14 protein-coding genes and 1 pseudogene are annotated in these 15,218 nt (G+C 56.5%); 2 read left to right on the plus strand and 13 right to left on the minus strand.

Annotated features, from left to right (window positions below; all coding sequences use genetic code 11):
• Positions 1 to 3 precede the first annotated feature (3 nt).
• From FBZ97_RS33215 to FBZ97_RS33265, 11 genes are all read right to left on the minus strand, one after another.
• Complete coding sequence (locus tag FBZ97_RS33215) at positions 4 to 1,890, minus strand: amidohydrolase (RefSeq protein WP_186449591.1); 1,887 nt, start codon at positions 1,888 to 1,890, stop codon at positions 4 to 6.
• 25 nt (positions 1,891 to 1,915) lie between these two features.
• On the minus strand, positions 1,916 to 2,182 hold the full coding sequence (locus tag FBZ97_RS33220; RefSeq protein ID WP_113420376.1) for a XapX domain-containing protein: 267 nt from the start codon (positions 2,180 to 2,182) through the stop codon (positions 1,916 to 1,918).
• A 30-nt stretch (positions 2,183 to 2,212) separates the two neighbouring features.
• Positions 2,213 to 2,920 carry an alpha/beta hydrolase gene (locus tag FBZ97_RS33225; protein WP_145324366.1) on the minus strand — a complete coding sequence of 236 codons (708 nt, stop codon included), beginning with the start codon at positions 2,918 to 2,920 and terminating at the stop codon, positions 2,213 to 2,215.
• Positions 2,921 to 3,043: 123 nt separating this feature from the next.
• Entirely contained in the window at positions 3,044 to 3,700 is a 657-nt protein-coding gene (locus tag FBZ97_RS33230) for a hydrolase (RefSeq protein ID WP_145324364.1), read from the minus strand.
• Positions 3,701 to 3,941: 241 nt separating this feature from the next.
• On the minus strand, positions 3,942 to 4,742 hold the full coding sequence (locus tag FBZ97_RS33235) for an AraC family transcriptional regulator (protein ID WP_083258178.1): 801 nt from the start codon (positions 4,740 to 4,742) through the stop codon (positions 3,942 to 3,944).
• A 178-nt stretch (positions 4,743 to 4,920) separates the two neighbouring features.
• Positions 4,921 to 5,649 carry an AraC family transcriptional regulator gene (locus FBZ97_RS33240; protein ID WP_246661938.1) on the minus strand — a complete coding sequence of 243 codons (729 nt, stop codon included), beginning with the start codon at positions 5,647 to 5,649 and terminating at the stop codon, positions 4,921 to 4,923.
• A 1,188-nt stretch (positions 5,650 to 6,837) separates the two neighbouring features.
• Entirely contained in the window at positions 6,838 to 7,464 is a 627-nt protein-coding gene (locus FBZ97_RS33245) for an isochorismatase family protein (RefSeq protein ID WP_113420342.1), read from the minus strand.
• A 309-nt stretch (positions 7,465 to 7,773) separates the two neighbouring features.
• On the minus strand, positions 7,774 to 8,187 hold the full coding sequence (locus FBZ97_RS33250; protein ID WP_145324360.1) for a hypothetical protein: 414 nt from the start codon (positions 8,185 to 8,187) through the stop codon (positions 7,774 to 7,776).
• Positions 8,184 to 8,852: a M17 family peptidase N-terminal domain-containing protein gene (locus FBZ97_RS33255; protein ID WP_113420340.1), complete on the minus strand. Its 669-nt coding sequence runs from the start codon at positions 8,850 to 8,852 to the stop codon at positions 8,184 to 8,186. The genes FBZ97_RS33250 and FBZ97_RS33255 overlap by 4 nt, the downstream gene beginning before the upstream one ends.
• Positions 8,853 to 9,004: 152 nt before the next feature.
• Positions 9,005 to 10,231 (minus strand): low temperature requirement protein A, encoded by a 1,227-nt coding sequence (locus FBZ97_RS33260; protein ID WP_281406143.1) that lies wholly within the window; start codon positions 10,229 to 10,231, stop codon positions 9,005 to 9,007.
• 6 nt (positions 10,232 to 10,237) lie between these two features.
• Entirely contained in the window at positions 10,238 to 10,909 is a 672-nt protein-coding gene (locus tag FBZ97_RS33265; protein ID WP_145324356.1) for a DUF1275 family protein, read from the minus strand.
• Between the two features lie 882 nt (positions 10,910 to 11,791).
• Here FBZ97_RS33265 and FBZ97_RS33270 point away from each other — a divergent pair.
• The gene (locus tag FBZ97_RS33270) at positions 11,792 to 12,055 is read left to right on the plus strand and encodes a hypothetical protein (protein ID WP_113420337.1); all 264 of its coding nucleotides are present in this window, start codon (positions 11,792 to 11,794) and stop codon (positions 12,053 to 12,055) included.
• Positions 12,056 to 12,575: 520 nt separating this feature from the next.
• Here the strand turns inward: FBZ97_RS33270 and FBZ97_RS35105 are convergent.
• Together FBZ97_RS35105 and FBZ97_RS33280 are read right to left on the minus strand one after the other, a co-directional pair.
• A complete protein-coding gene (locus FBZ97_RS35105) occupies positions 12,576 to 12,710 on the minus strand; it encodes a hypothetical protein (RefSeq protein ID WP_281406144.1) in 135 nt (44 codons plus the stop codon).
• Positions 12,711 to 12,853: 143 nt separating this feature from the next.
• Positions 12,854 to 13,029, minus strand: a pseudogene (locus FBZ97_RS33280) (IS5/IS1182 family transposase); the annotation flags it as partial.
• Between the two features lie 391 nt (positions 13,030 to 13,420).
• On the opposite strand from FBZ97_RS33280, the gene FBZ97_RS33285 reads away from it, so the two are divergent.
• Positions 13,421 to 14,848, plus strand: a complete 1,428-nt coding sequence (locus FBZ97_RS33285; protein ID WP_145324354.1) for a diguanylate cyclase — start codon at positions 13,421 to 13,423, stop codon at positions 14,846 to 14,848.
• Positions 14,849 to 15,218 lie beyond the last annotated feature (370 nt).

Below are 15,218 nucleotides of genomic sequence, written 5' to 3' on the forward strand. Positions count from 1 at the left end.
CCCTCACACGGCCCAGCATGAGCAACCAAGGGCTCCAAAGAAGCCCCTGAGATCGGAGATCGGCAGCTTCGAGGTCCAGGCGCCCGCATGATCATGGCCGTGCATGGCGCAATCATTGTCGCAACCACAGGATGCGATCGTGGTTCGACGCAGCGAGTTTCGTCCGGCCCGTTCAGGCTCGTCCCAGGCAGCATAGCCCCCGAAGGTGCGCACCGGAGACCAGTCGGGCATAGCGGGCGGGACAGTGTTTTTATCCAGCGTCTTGAAGACGCCGGCGCCATAAACGATCCTGCCGCCTACCATCGTCAGATCGGACGTGAGGAAAGAGATCTCATCCTCGGCACAGGCAAAGAAGTCCTTGCTCGGCACGATGAGGTCTGCGAACTGGCCTTTCTCGATACGGCCTTTCTTACCTTCCTCGTTGGAAAACCAGGCAACCTTCTCCGTCCACATCCTGAGCGCCGTCTCGCGATCAAGGCAGTTTGCGCGCGGATAGAGTTGCATGCCACCAACGGTCTTACCGGTCACCATCCAGGAAAGCGAGACCCACGGGTTGTAAGAAGCGACGCGGGTGGCGTCGGTCCCGGCGGAGACATGCACCCCCTTGTCCAGCATCCGAGCGATCGGTGGCGTGGCTTCGGCTGCGCCATGACCATAGCGCTCGACGAAATACTCGCCCTGATAGGCCATGCGATGCTGGGTGGCGATGCCGCCGCCAAGGGCGGCAATACGATCGATCGACTGATCGGAGATCGTCTCGGCATGATCGAAGAACCAGTTCAGACCCGCAAGCGGAATATCCTGATTGACCCGCTCGAACACATCGAGAGCGCGTGAAATCGTCTCGTCGTAGGTGGCATGCAGCCGCCAGGGCCAGCGATTTTCGGCAAGGACCCGCACCACCTCCTCCAGCTCTCCTTCCATCTCTGGCGGCATGTCAGGACGTGGCTGGCGAAAATCCTCGAAATCGGCGGCGGAAAAGACCAGCATCTCGCCTGCGCCATTATGACGAAAATAGTCGTCGCCCTGCTTGTATTTTACCGACGCCGTCCAGTTGAGGAAATCCTCCTTCTCCTGCTTCGGCTTCTGGGTGAAGAGATTGTAGGCCAGGCGCACCGTCATCTGCCCCTCATTGGCGAGCTTTTGGATGACGGCATAGTCGTCGGGATAATTCTGGAAGCCGCCGCCGGCATCGATAACGCCTGTCACGCCAAGGCGGTTGAGCTCGCGCATGAAGTGGCGCGTCGAATTCAGCTGATAGTCGAATGGCAGCTTCGGCCCTTTTGCCAGCGTCGAATAGAGAATGCCCGCATTGGGTTTGGCAAGCAGCAGGCCTGTCGGATTGCCTGCAGCATCGCGGATGATTTCGCCGCCCGGCGGATTGGGCGTATCTCTCGTATAGCCAACGGCACGCAGTGCGGCAGCGTTCAACAGGGCACGGTCGTAGAGATGCAGAAGGAAGACTGGCGTCTGCGGCGCGACCGCGTTGATCTCGTCGATTGTAGGCAGACGCTTTTCGACAAATTGATGCTCGGTAAAGCCGCCGACGACGCGGACCCATTGCGGTGGCGGCGTTATATCAACCTGGCGCTTCAGCATGTCCATGGCATCCGCCAGCGAGCGTATGCCGTCCCAACGCAGCTCCATATTGAAGTTCAAGCCGCCGCGAACCACGTGCGTGTGATTGTCGATCAGGCCGGGCAGCACGCGCTTGCCTTTGAGGTCGATAGCTTTAGTATCAGGGCCGGCATGAGCCATGATCTCGGCATCGTTGCCGACCGCCAGAAATTTGCCGTCCTTGATTGCAACGGCACTCGCGGTCGGATTGGATCGGTCAAGCGTGGTGATCAAGCCGTGATGCAGGACCAGGTCAGCAATCGCATTTTCCATTGTCGTCGTTCTCGATTGAAGAAGTTCAGGCCTTATCGGAAGCGGCATCGGTGGGCTTTCCACCCTTCGGCAGGTGGCCGAAGACATGCGGCTTGATCTGCTGCATCCACGAGACGGCGGCCGGTTCCTTGTTGATGAGTGTCTTGGCGAAGGGAATGATCTGCTCGCCGACGAGGATGCCGAGGAGACCGACAAGAGCAATGACGGGCGGTGCGGGCGAACGCACGTTCAGCAGGCTGTAGACGACACCGACGAGCAAACCGGCTGCGAGGGAATAGAAGTAGAGTTTCATGGGAATTGTCCTTTTCAATTCGTCTGCGCACTAGGCGGCGCTTGCCTCGGCAACCGCCTCCAGGATGGCGGAGGCAATGGCCTCGGGTTGCGAGAGCAACGACATGTGGCCGGCTTTGAGTTCGATCGTGCGAGCATTCAGCTTCTTCGCCAGTTCGCGCTGCAGCTCCACGCTAACCGCCTGGTCCTCGGTTGAAATCACGTACCAGTTCTTACGGTCCATCCACGCAGCTCTACTCACTTTGTCGGAGAACGTGTCCGCACCGAGCGGCGGCTGGGTAGCGGCGAGAAGGCGCGCATCCTGTTCGGGAAGATCCTGCGCGACAGCATTGACCCAGCCATTCACGCTCATCCTATAGCGGCCGCTGCGATCGGAGCTTACGTCCGCGAGAGCCGGTGGCGCGGGGTAGGCTGCAACCTGATCGCCAGTCGACTGGCCTACATCCGGTGCGAAAGCCGCCACGAAGACCAGAGCTTTGACCTTCGGATCGTCACCCGCCTCCGTAATGACGGTCCCTCCCCAGCTATGGCCCGCGAGAACGACAGGTCCGTCGATCTCGTTCAGCACGTGACGAGTCGCCTCGACATCATCCAACAGAGACGATGTCGGATTCTGAACGGCGACAACGGGGACACCACGTTTCTGCAAGAGCGGAATGACGGATCTCAAACTCGATGCATCTGCCCATGCCCCATGCACGAGGACAACGGTCGGCTTTTTCGACGGTGAAGCGGTCATGATCAGCCTCCGTGTATACGAGGGGAAAAAGCGATCGGAACGCGGCGCAAAGGCTGGGTGCGCCGCGCGAGAATTCAAGGAGCGGGCCGAGGCATTGCTCGACTGCGAACGGCTGAATGTGCCTCAATGGCCTTCGGACGCGCCGAACATGGTCTTTGCGTAAATGATGCCGAGGCCGTAGGCGCCACCGAACTTCTTCGCGATACCGGTGGTCATATCGTAGGTCTCGGTGCGTGACCAATCGCGCTGAAGCTCAAGCAGATACTGGAGCGAGGTCATCGGCTGCGCGCCGGCCTGGACCATGCGATCCATCGCGCGATTATGAGCTTCTTCGGACACGTCACCGCAGGCGTCGGCCAATACGAAGACTTCAAAGCCCTGCTCGAGGGCCGACAGTGCGGGGCCGACGATGCAGACGCCGGTCCACAGGCCGGAAAGCACGATACGCTGCTTGCCGATGCGGTTCACCTCCGCGATGACCGCAGCGTCTTCCCAGGTGTTCATCGACGTGCGGTCGAACAGCTTCTGACCCGGGAAGGCGTCGGTAATTTCCGAGAACATCGGACCGGAAAAGCTCTTTTCGGCAACCGTGGTCAGAATGGTGGAAACGCCAAAACCCTTGGCGCCATTGGCGACGAGCGCGGCATTGGTACGCAGGTTGACCGCATCGATGTTCTTGGTCGCAAAAGACATCTGCGACTGAAAATCGATCATGATAAGCGTGTGGTCTGTGGGTGTGAGAAGTTTCGAACCCGGCGTCGGCGTCGCTTTAACAGTCATTTTTTCCCTCAAGATGTGCCTAATGGCAAAGACGCGCATAGAATGAAGGAGAAGCCGACCGTGTTCTTGTCGGTAAGGCGTGTGGTTTGGATGATTTGATTGTTCCCGTACCTGGCGGGATGCCTTACCCACTAATCCGGCGAACTTTCAGGGCGACACCTCGAGCGACACTAGACGCGGTCAGAAAGCGGCACTCACGCCGACCGTGTCACGTTGCGCGAATACCTATATTTTGAATGGATTATGACCGACCACCGACCCAGTTATGACGACGCCAGTTCCCCGGCGGCTCGCCGACAACCTCGGAAAAGATTCTCGTCATGTGGCTCTGATCCGCAAAACCGCAGGTAACCGCAATTTCCGCGATAGGCGCGGTTGACATCAACAGATCCTTGGCCTTCGCCACCCTGTACTCGATGAGCCAGCGGTAGGGTGTCTTGCCAAAGGTCTCCTTGAATGCCTTGATGAAGTAACTGCGTGACAGACCGCATGTTTCAGCAAGCTCGGTAATGGAAACCTGGCCGCCAACATGGGTTGCCAAGAACTCCGTCGCTCGCTTTTCCTGCCATGGCGCAAGGGTACCCTTCCTGCGGACAGGGAACTGAACGCCGCCATAGGTTTGCGCCAAATGCGTCAGAACCGCGAGGCTGACTTGCTCCAGAAACAACTGACTTGCCTGCCGCGGGTTCTCCAGAGACGGCAGAAGCGCCTGGGCGAGGCCGAGAATGACGTCGTCCTTGGTGCCCGGTGGACACGTCAGACAAGAAAACTCCGGCCTTCCCATCTCGACCGCGAAGCTTCGAATGTGCGAGAAGGGTATCTGGAAACGGACGTTGTCAAAAGGCGAGAGATGATGGCATCGCCATTCCTCTCGCAAATCGGTAATCGCGAGGGTGCCTTTTGGGTGCCCGCCCTCGAAGATCAGCGTGCCTCCCCTCCAAAGCTTGTGGTGACGGAAGTCCATCAACTGCGTAATGACGTGAAAGGCCTCTTCACGATCGTTGGGCGGACTGGGCGGGAGATCATCGTCGTCATAATGCATGCGCGTGATGCTTAATGCCGAGGCTGCGATCGTGGATCGACGCGCAGCATGTGCAGATTCAGGCGAATTCTGAGCCGGTCGCCAATCCAAATCATCCCCCAACTGCACCAACATTATCGACACCGCACCTATATCGCACGTTGTCGGTAAATTACACCGGCTTTTTTTCTAAAAGCACTCAGTGCATCCAGGCACCGCGCCACGCTGCCGGTGTCATGCCGGTTTCTCGCGAGAAAACCTTTGTGAAATAGCTCTGGTCGGCAAATCCACAATGTGCCGCTATTGCCTTTACCGGCAAAAAATGCTGCGACAGCATCTCTTTAGCGCGATCGATGCGCATGCGCGTCAGCCATTGATGCGGTGTGAAGCCCGTGGCTTTCTTGAATTCCTGAGAAAAGTGATGCGCCGACAATCCGGTTGTGGAGGCGATCGCCGCAACGGAAAGCTCGTCGGCCAGATTCTCGAGCATGAATTCCTTTGCTGCTTTTTCCTGACAGACCGACAGCGAGCTCTCCGAAACGCCGTTGCGAAGTGTCTCGTCGCGATAGTCATGCAGCAGATGTGCGCACACGGCCGTTGCCATATGTTGAAGGAGGGCGGGCGCCGACAAGCTGTCTGTCTCGAACAGCGGCATCAATGCGATGCCGAGATTCCCAAGGACGACATCGGGCTCACCTCGTCTGCACCTCAGTCGGTGCAGCTTGGTGGTGCACGACATTTCGGCGACTTCGTTGAAAAGCGCCTTCGGCAAAACGAATGCCAGTGCGTGCAAGCTGCTCTGCAACTCGATTGACGCGCCCTTCTGTAGGTCGACCAGGCAGACCGAACCGCGCCCGTAGCGGCGCGCCTGTGTCTGTGAACCATCCGGCCTGATGTCGCAATGCCTCGCATCTTTCAGATAAAGCATCAGGAAATAAGCTTCGCATGCGGGCAGGTCGACCCGCAGCGCATTTTGCGCCGCAAGCTCCTTTCTGATTCTCGTGACGGAGAATGCCGCCGACTTTATCGGAACGGTCGTCAGGCATGGCGCTTCGGGAGATTCGAAACACAAGCCAACCCATCCGATCTCCTGGCAGCACATCGTCAAGTACTCCTCCCCAGCCTGCCTCTTGCCGCAATTCCGCTCGTCATTTAAACCAAGGCGCACTCAACCATAGTCGACCCGCTGCGGCCAGGCAACGCCGATGACCGTTGCCACGCAACTGAGATAGGTAGCGCTATCCCGCAAGATCGTCATCTGCTGTCGTCATCGCGAAACCGCGTCGCCCACCAAACTCGGCGGCGCGCATAACACTTATCGGTAAACTCAAGTCGATGGTGGATATCGGCACACGCGTTGCTTGTCCAATTGTTGCCGTCTTTGCACTTGCCATGATCGATTCAATCTGATCTCAGATCCCTACCACGGTGGCTCTGCACACGTTTCATGGATGACATTTTCGTCGATACGACGACACGCCGCGCCGTACGATGCAAATCTACCCTCTATTGTCATGGGAGACGTTCAGCCAGAAATGAGCGGCCGGTGGGGAAAATAGACCATGCCGCCGATCAGATAAATTTTCCCGTGAAATCGCGTATTGACTTGTCTATAGCTCCGCATGGCAGATCTTAGTCACATCCGATATGACCCCGGCTAATCGGAGGCGATTCTGAGAACATGAGGACACCTGTTCACCGCTAAGTTGAAGATCTTCAATTTCGCTAAGACCGGGCTTGCGTGTTGCGCATATCCGATGCGTATTTCCAGAGGCTTTTGCAAGCCAGGAGTCCTCGCTCTCTCGATGGACAAGGCGTACATGAACAATGCCGTCGATCGGCGAGACGGCTGCGGCAATGCTTGTCATGCGCGTCTGCATGGGCAAAGCAACGGGTGCAGCAAGCAGGGGTTGGCCGGTGCCGGTAGACGAGCCGATCACGATTTCATTCGACGGAGAATCTTCCTCGCGCGGAACTCTCTCTCCGAAATCGACAGGTCGGTCGCTTAGGGCATGACGATAGACCACAAGGGTCAGATAAGGACGGAAAGACTATCCGGGAACATGCCGTTGTGTGTGGCAAACTGACGGCGGAGCCTGGGCCGGATCCGATAGTTCTAAATAGGGTGGATCATATCCCGAGCGTATGCCAGACCAATGCCGTAACCGCCAGCGTGAGCCTCGACGATCGCTCTGGCATCATTGTAGGTCTCTTTTCTTGTCCAATCGCGCTGGAGTTCGAGCAGTACCTGCAACCACGATGTCAGTGTCGCGCCTGCCGCTTCCATCCTGCGAAGCGCCAGAGAGTGACTCTCCAAAGTAATCCCACCACAGGTGTCTGCCACTACCGACACCGCATAGCCTTCCGCTAGAGCGGAAAGAACAGCGAAGGAAACACATGCCTCTGTCAGCAAGCCGGAGACGAGCAACGTGCGCCGGCCGGTTTTCTCGATTGCCGCCTTAACAGCATCGTCCTCCCACGCATTCATATTGCGCCTCTCGATCGAGACAGCGTCCGGAAGCACGGTCTTGACCGCTGGCATGAGCGGGCCGCTGTAGACCTTCGAGGCGGAGGTCGAAACGATCAACGGAAGCCTGAAGGCATTCGTGATTTTTGCCAGGGCGACAACGTTGCTGAGAAGAAGTTGCCGATCCGTCGATCCGACACCAAAGGCGAGGCCTGCCTGCTGATCGATCATGAGCACGGTCGGTTGTGCCGGTGTCAGGAGTGGAAGTTCTGTCATCGAAGTTCTCGGGGCTCGACTGATTGCTCTCTATGTCGTTCGTTACCCTCTTTTCCGGGGTTCGGCTTGAACGGAATGGGCGAGTTTTTTTCAAACAATCTCGATTCCACGCCCACGGAGCGATGGAGATGGCGCAAGGGCTCGACAGCACAGGACGAATTCACGGTGCACTCCTCGTATCTCCATTCCCCTCGGCGGTCGAATTCGTAAAGCGTTCATCCGCCATGCGAATAGTGAAGACAATTCGTCCCACGCTGCGGATCCACTGACACATCGAGGTAGGGTGTGCCCCGCTTCTTCGCGCAACAATCAAGGGAGTGGCTTTCCATCATTGCCAAAACGTTCGATCGTGCTTGAACCGTCCGCCGCGACGGTGGCATCCACCCGGCGCTTGCCGGTGATGTCGATGAGAACGACACCCGAGCCTCCGGCGTTGTTCAGGAACAGATAGGAAGACGCACCGCCGGGGCGATCAAATTTTACATGCGCGCCCTTATCATCGATTTCCAGAGCGGCGGTCGGCAAGGCGGGATCCGGATTGGAGAGGGTAAGGCGTGGCCGGTCCGCAGCATCGAGCGTTACGGATGCCCCGGCCCTGCCGTCCTTGCGCAGGATCTGGATCGTTGGTCCGCTGCCCTTCGCAGACAGTACCAGTCGCGTCTGTCCCTGTTCATCCACGATACGAATCTCCTGTGTCATCACTGGCGGTGGCAAGTCAGTCATTGTTCTTCCCTCTTATCGGACGGAGGTTCATTTTCACCTGTTACAGGCACGTCTGCTGCGACGATCTGAAAGCTGTCTCGGAAAGACTCCCTGGTCATGTCAATGCGCGAAGCGCCGACATCGAAGACCACGCGACATAGTACCGGCGCGTTTGCGAGTCCGCATTCGGCAATCCGCAGCTGCGCCTCGATTGTATCGATAACAGCTTTCACCATACCGCGCGTAATGTCGACCGTGCGCTCGAGGTTCAGACCGGAGTCCAGCAGACTGGGCGCGAAGGCCATACTACGATCGCCGCGTTGAACCGCTGTGCGCACGGCCACCGACACGGCATGCGCTGTTATGTCGGCCGTCCATGCAGACGGAGTGCCGAGACCGACGATCAACAGCGACTTTGCTTGAACTCCTGTCGGAGGGGTGCTGACGAGAAGCGTCTCCATGAATTTCGCTTTGAAGCTACCGCTGCGGCGCAGCGCCGTCAGGCGTCCGCCAAGAGCCTGGTCAAGATGCAGCAGTCCGCCCTTGATGCCCGTGCTGTCCAGTTCATGAGTGAACATACAAGCGGCAGACAAATCGACCTGCGCATGGCCTGTGTACCAAGGTGCGACTTCCAGCGAGACGCCACGCCAATTCCCAAATGATTCTAATTCTACTGACGAAGACATCCTGGTTCCCGTTGTGTCCCAAGCCATGAAGCCGAATGTGCCGCGCCGGCGCCCACCGGTATCGAATTTCTCAAACCCACCGTTGGTCTCATTGATTCTCGAGAGCTCGGCAGAGCGCGAGCTTCAAACGCCACGAGATGCATCCGAGCCGTCTATCTGTTCGTTCCGGGATCCGGCTGCAGCAGACGTGCGCGAGCAAGCACCGTTGAGACCAACACCGCCGCGATCAGCTCGAGCGGGCGTACGACAATCGTGCTGCCAACAAGAACTGCGCCGCCCGCGATGACAAGGAGCCATCGATACGCACCCTTGGCGATAAGGCGATCGCGAACCAGCCAAAGCGAGACTAGATAAATCGCGATCGGAACGGCAACGAAAAGGGTCGCAACGTGAGGAGAAATTTCAGAATCCCTGCCGATGCCGGTTTCGAAAATCACAAAGCCGGCAGCTGTTGCCGCCCCGGCAGCAAAAAGCGGATAATGACCATAGGACCAGAGCAGAACCGTTCCAAGGCTGCGATCGAGCAATTGTCGGTTTCTGTCGAAGTATAGCCGCCACATGGAAAATGCGATCACCGAGCAAAGCACTGCCAACCAGAAATGTGAAGGATCAGGCGCCGATGCTCCTGAGATGATGGAGACAACACTGGCAAAACATTCACCCAAGACGATGATGTTGAACGAGTTGTAGCGATCGACAATGTGCCCGTGATGCCAGTTCGTCTGGGATCTGCTTTGCACAAGCACCGGAAGCAGCAGTTCACCAACGGCTCCCAGCCCAAAGAATGGAAGGTATAGAGGCTCGTGAGGTGACAGGATGACAATCAGGACATTCCAATAGATCTGGAGCGCACCTATTCCTGCTGCATAGTACAAAGCCATCGAGCGCTGATCCCGATCACCATTCGCCGCACCGAACCAAAGCACCATCATTGCAAGGCGCATGATGCTGAAGCCAATCATCGCAAGCCAGATCGGTTGATCGACAAATACACCTTGGATTCCAGCGGCGAGTGTGAGCGATCCAAACATGATGATCATCGACAACGCGCGAAACGACGTAGACTGATCGTCATAGGCGGAGGCAAACCATGTATAGTTCATCCAGGCCAACCATGCCATGAAGAAGCTGCACAGGAAACTAACCGTTCCAAGCAGGAAATTTCCGCTCTCGGCTTGCTGCGCATAACCGTGCGCGGCAGCCGATACCGCCACTACCGTGGCGAGATCAAACATCAATTCCAGCGAGCTCGAGCCTCGGTGTGCCTCATTCCGATCGCGCTGCTCCAGGCGAAATACGGGCGAGCCACAACCCGTTGGGCGCCATTTGCGGCAATACCACCTTCCTCGACACCGATGTGCTCTCTCTTCATCCAGCACGCCAGATTACCAGGTTTTTCGCGAGTTCGACGAATAAAACAGCGCGACGACTATTAACATACCAGCGGGTACCAACATACCAGCAACCCCCACGGTCGCTTGCGCAAAGGCGCCTCCGGCACATCCAAGAACGAAACCGACGACGAGAAGAATTGACGTCAGCGACTGCCCCCACTCTTCCGGTCTTTCCTTGTAACCGATGAGGCGGCGTGCGGCCGCAACAGCCAGCCCCGCAACATTTCCGGTCATGAGCGAAAACGGCGGACCCAAGCCGCTGTCGAGGCGCTCAATCGCCGTCAACATGCCCATCGCGACGACAGCAAGGAGGGCACAAGCCGAGGTCGGCCCAAGGTTCAAAATGGCAAGAACAGCTGCAGTGGCGAAAGCAAAGGCAGCGATGAACATGGTCCAGACCGTCGCCTTTTGCAGGGGCCTGAGCCAGACGACCAAAATCGCGGCGAGCGCGGCTCCCAGCATGAAGAGTGGAAACGTCATGATCTGAAGACCACGCAGCCACCCTTTTTCATGTCCGGCCAGACCCAATCCAATCAATATGACGTTGCCGGTTACCAATCCGACGAAAAGGCCTCCGAGGTGGATAAAAAATAAGGCGTCCGCGAATCCCGAAACGAAGGCGAGTGTCAGCGAATTGCCTTTGCCGCGAAGTATGTTCTGCATTACCGGCTGTTGTACCTTTCGTGGATTGGTTTACCTCACCAGCAACGAGATAATTGAACTTGTTCATCCGCATCAGCGCCTAGACAGCTGCGCCACGCACGAGAGCGTTCGGGACGGCGGGAGTATTTCAAGCAAACCCGTACTCGCCAACCTCGCGATCGCAAGGGCAACAAGGATAGGCACAATAGTCTCATCACCATAGTTTCCGGATAGCTCCACGCATCCTTGAGTCGACCAAACCCGATTTGAGCCGGGAATTATTGAAGAAAACAACGCTTCTTTGAACAAGTTCACTGTGATCGCCTCGGATCTGGTTTCGTACCTTCCCCGCGGCAGCTATTCTGCGTGGCACCAGTCATCGTGATAGGAGCAAAGGCTTCGCTCTATCCTACAACCTCCGACTGGGCTGATTTTGCATGGATCGCCGGACTTACAGAAGGATAGCTTTCCTCTCGACAGCTTTGGATTGGAGCTAATTCAAGCCGGAGCCTGGAAGACAGCGATCCCGGGAGACCGGATTTTTCCAGCTCAAATGACCAATGATATTAGTCACCCGATCAACCATTGTTGCCGAGGCCCGGCAATACTTTCGCTTTGGGCACCGTGGAAGGCGTTTCGCAACCTGGTCACTTCGGCACTGATGGAAACTTGCGCTCTTGAAAGGATCTGAACCTGCTCGCCCATTCAGGCTTTGAGAACATTCAAGCCTACTGGGGAGGTGACGCAAAACTAACCCCTACCCGGCTGTCCAACTGCGTGGCGCGGTATAAAGGCTCACAAGTCATGTTGAAAATTTTGATTACAGCCACTCGATCGTCTTCAATCCTTTGACATTGGCCCTGGCGGCTCCCATCTCTCTGCCGCTTGCTTTCGGGAGAGACAATGAAAGACTTTGTCAATGCGACGTTCGGGTCCCTTGAACTCGACATCATCAGTCAGGCACTCGAAGAGTGGCGAATTTCAATTGGTATCGAGCGTGCCGCGCCGGAGTACGAAATCGCGGCCGCCACCGTTGTCACTTTGTTCAGAGAGGGCAACCGCACGCTTCCGGAGCTTCAGGCTGCAATTTCGGCCCACCAGTGGCTCTCCCGAGATGCCGTGGAGATGGCGAACGTGTCGGTGCATTCCGCAGGTAAGGCCTCATAGGTCGACCAGGTCACCGCCTCAAATCTGCAGGACCGTTCGAGGGAAGGTGCGACTACTTTCGCAGGTCTCTCAAAGGTGCTTTGCTTCTGGAACTCGAAGAGATTACCGAAATGCGCGACGGATACGGGAGATGGCTGTTACGTCAGGCGTGGAGTACAAGACGGCACCTGTTGCTGTTGTGTGTGGCCGGCTCTTTCACAAAGGCTACCGCATCGGTATCACAGTAGTGTCACGAGCGAAGAGAAAATCTGAATGCGCCATGAAGAGCACGGTTAATCCCGCCAAACCGGCGGGCTCAAAGTTATTCCGTTTGGCTGTGGTCAGCAAAAAATGATTAGATGCGAGGGGAATCGAACCGCAATTTTTGTGATGCATCCCACATTATCAATGACTTAGACATCCGATCCGGCATAGACTAATTTATCGAACTTGCGCTGAGGTGTTGAATCGCAGCGTGATTTAACCCGCTGGGTCAGATTCTAGCGATAATCAATATTGTGTGCTCCGCCCGCAAAATTCGTCAGCGCTCCTTGATCGACTCGCTGGCATACTCCTTCAGCGGCGACAGCAGATATTGGATGATCCGTCGCGAACCTGTCTTGATTTCGGCGGTGACCGCCATGCCGGGCTTCAAGGGCTCTGACTTGCCTTCCACCTGCATGCTGTCCGCATTTTTCTTCTCCAGCCGAAGATGAACCGGTGCTGGAAAGCTCTAATGACGTCATGATAGTTCAGCGCACGAAGTTAGCTAGCTATCCTTCTGACATAGCAGGTGCTGAGAGTCTGTCTCGAAATTGCTCATGAGTGGCGTGCGATACATCTGACGAGGATCATGACGGCTGCCGCGTAGAGGAAGGCGGTGGCGGCTTCGATGGTTGCTTCTGCGTCTCTCCACAGCCCCGTCGATTGCGACTGATCCAAGCGAAGAAGCGTTCGACGACCCACCGTCGTGGCTGGCCCGCGAAGCCGATTTGGATCACTATGGGGCACTGGGGAACTTGGGTACATCGGTCGGTATCTTATTTGCGCGTTAATTCATACGACTTGCCCGAAACGTCCGTCTCCATCAATCCCTAGTCTCTCAGTTAGTTTCTCACTAAGAGTTGTCCTTGATTGCGGTATCGCGCCGCTATAGGAGCGCCCTTTCGCGCGGCTCGTTGCGCAAGACCCTTCGAGGTGGTGATAGGCAACCATACCGCTGGGCATCGCCGGGCTGTAGTTCAGGAACTCGTATAATATGTGCTGCCCCAAAGAAAACGAGACGCCGGGAATGCACTTCAACTTTCAGCTCGATAACGTCGCAGTAAGCTCTGAGGTCTAATGTAAACATTACTATTCACAAAGCATTGGGAACGACGAGCAGACATGCGCTTCTTACATATCCGGCTCCTCGGTCCAGCGATCGTCGGCATAGCCTTATTCATTGCTGCAATGGCCACCTTTCCCTACTATGGAGTGAAGCGGATCGATGCTGAGACGCGGAGAACCCAGGAGATGCTTGTTGAACGGAATATCTCGCTGTGGATTTCTGATGTCGAATTTTCTCTGACAGCCTGGACCATTTGGGACGAGGCCATCGCAAAGCTGGATAATTCCTTTGATCAGGAGTGGGCTGACAGAAATATCGGGGCATCCTTGATCGGCACATCGAGAACACGTTCCGCGGTGGTCCTCGATTCCCATGATGCAATTATCTACTCACGGACGGATAACACCGTAAAGGACAAGCCGTTTTTCGCGCGTGGTCCCGCGGCAATGGTCAAGGATGCTTCCGAGCTTCTCACAGCCATCCGCTCCCGCGAGCCACGACCGGCAAAACCAGGCATTCCATCACCGTTGGCGACGAGCCGAATTGAGGTGATGGGAGACGAGGCGGTCCTGCTTACTGTCAGCCTGTTCCAGCCGGATTTTGGGACTTTCAAACCCAAAGGCAACCGCGCGCCCGTGCTCATCACAGCCATGCCGATCGGCGGCACCCTGCAAGATTTCTTCGGTAAGCGCTTTCTGCTCAATAACGCGCAAATCGGTCCCCTTCCCACGGTCTCACCCGATCGCGCTCGTGCCGAAATCGCCGTGGGAACGCAGGGTGAAATTGAAGTTCTATCTTGGCTTCCGCCAACGCCTGCTTCCGACTTCATTTGGCAATCGTTACCTTTGATCTTGACCGTGGGGTTGGTTCTTGTCGCCGGCGCCGCGCTGATGATCCACATGACGCAGACAACAGCCCAGATGCTGATGAACCGGGAACGGCAGATGCGGCATGCCGCAACACATGATTTCCTGACGGGCCTTTCCAACCGCTCACTGCTGGAGGCGGAATTTTCCACCTTGACAAAAAAAGGGCCGTTGATGATCGCTTGCCTCGATCTCGATGGCTTTAAGGCCGTTAACGATACTTGCGGTCATGCTATGGGCGATGAGCTGCTGAAGGTCGTGGCCACGCGGCTGCGAGCAGGTGTCCGCCCGCAGGACAGGATTTTTCGGCTGGGCGGGGACGAGTTCGCTATCATGATGCCGGGCCTCTCTGCGGCAGAGGCTGCGGAAATCTGTCAACAATTGGCAACATCTCTTTCAGCCAAAGTGCTTCTGCTAGGCCAAGAAATCGCCATTGGCGCTTCGTTTGGGATTAGCGAGGTTTCGAGAGGCGAAACAAGCTGCGAGGCTGCCCTCAAAGGCGCTGACGCGGCACTTTATTGCGCAAAATCGATCGCGCGCGGCGCTGTCGTCATAGAGTCGGATATGGACAAATACAAAACCGGCTCTCAGGCGCTAAAAATGGTCGCTCATCGTTGAACATTTGTAGCGGCATTTCGCATTCCTGACTCGAACTTAGACGGTCCTTCGAACTCGTTTGCTATCACCGAACTGCTGGGATAAGAGAATAAAGCGCGGCAATGCTATCTTCCGCAACCGGACAAGACTCAATCCCGCGAAGAAGTTTACATCGACGTCCTCACGCTTCGGAATCCCGGCCAAGGTCTGCTCTTGACTGGACGACCCTTCGCTTGCCGATCATGAGCGTCGGGCTGTCCGATGCTGTCAAACTGTCCGACACGTGCGGGCCACCAGATGCAACTCTCGGGTACAATGTCGTCGCTCGAGAATTGACGAGAGAACTGTTTTCGGCATACTGGATTGGCGCTGCTCCGTTTGCTGTCGGAGC

Source organism: Rhizobium sp. ERR 942, assembly GCF_007828395.1.
GTDB classification, from domain to species: Bacteria; Pseudomonadota; Alphaproteobacteria; order Rhizobiales; family Rhizobiaceae; genus Rhizobium; species Rhizobium dioscoreae.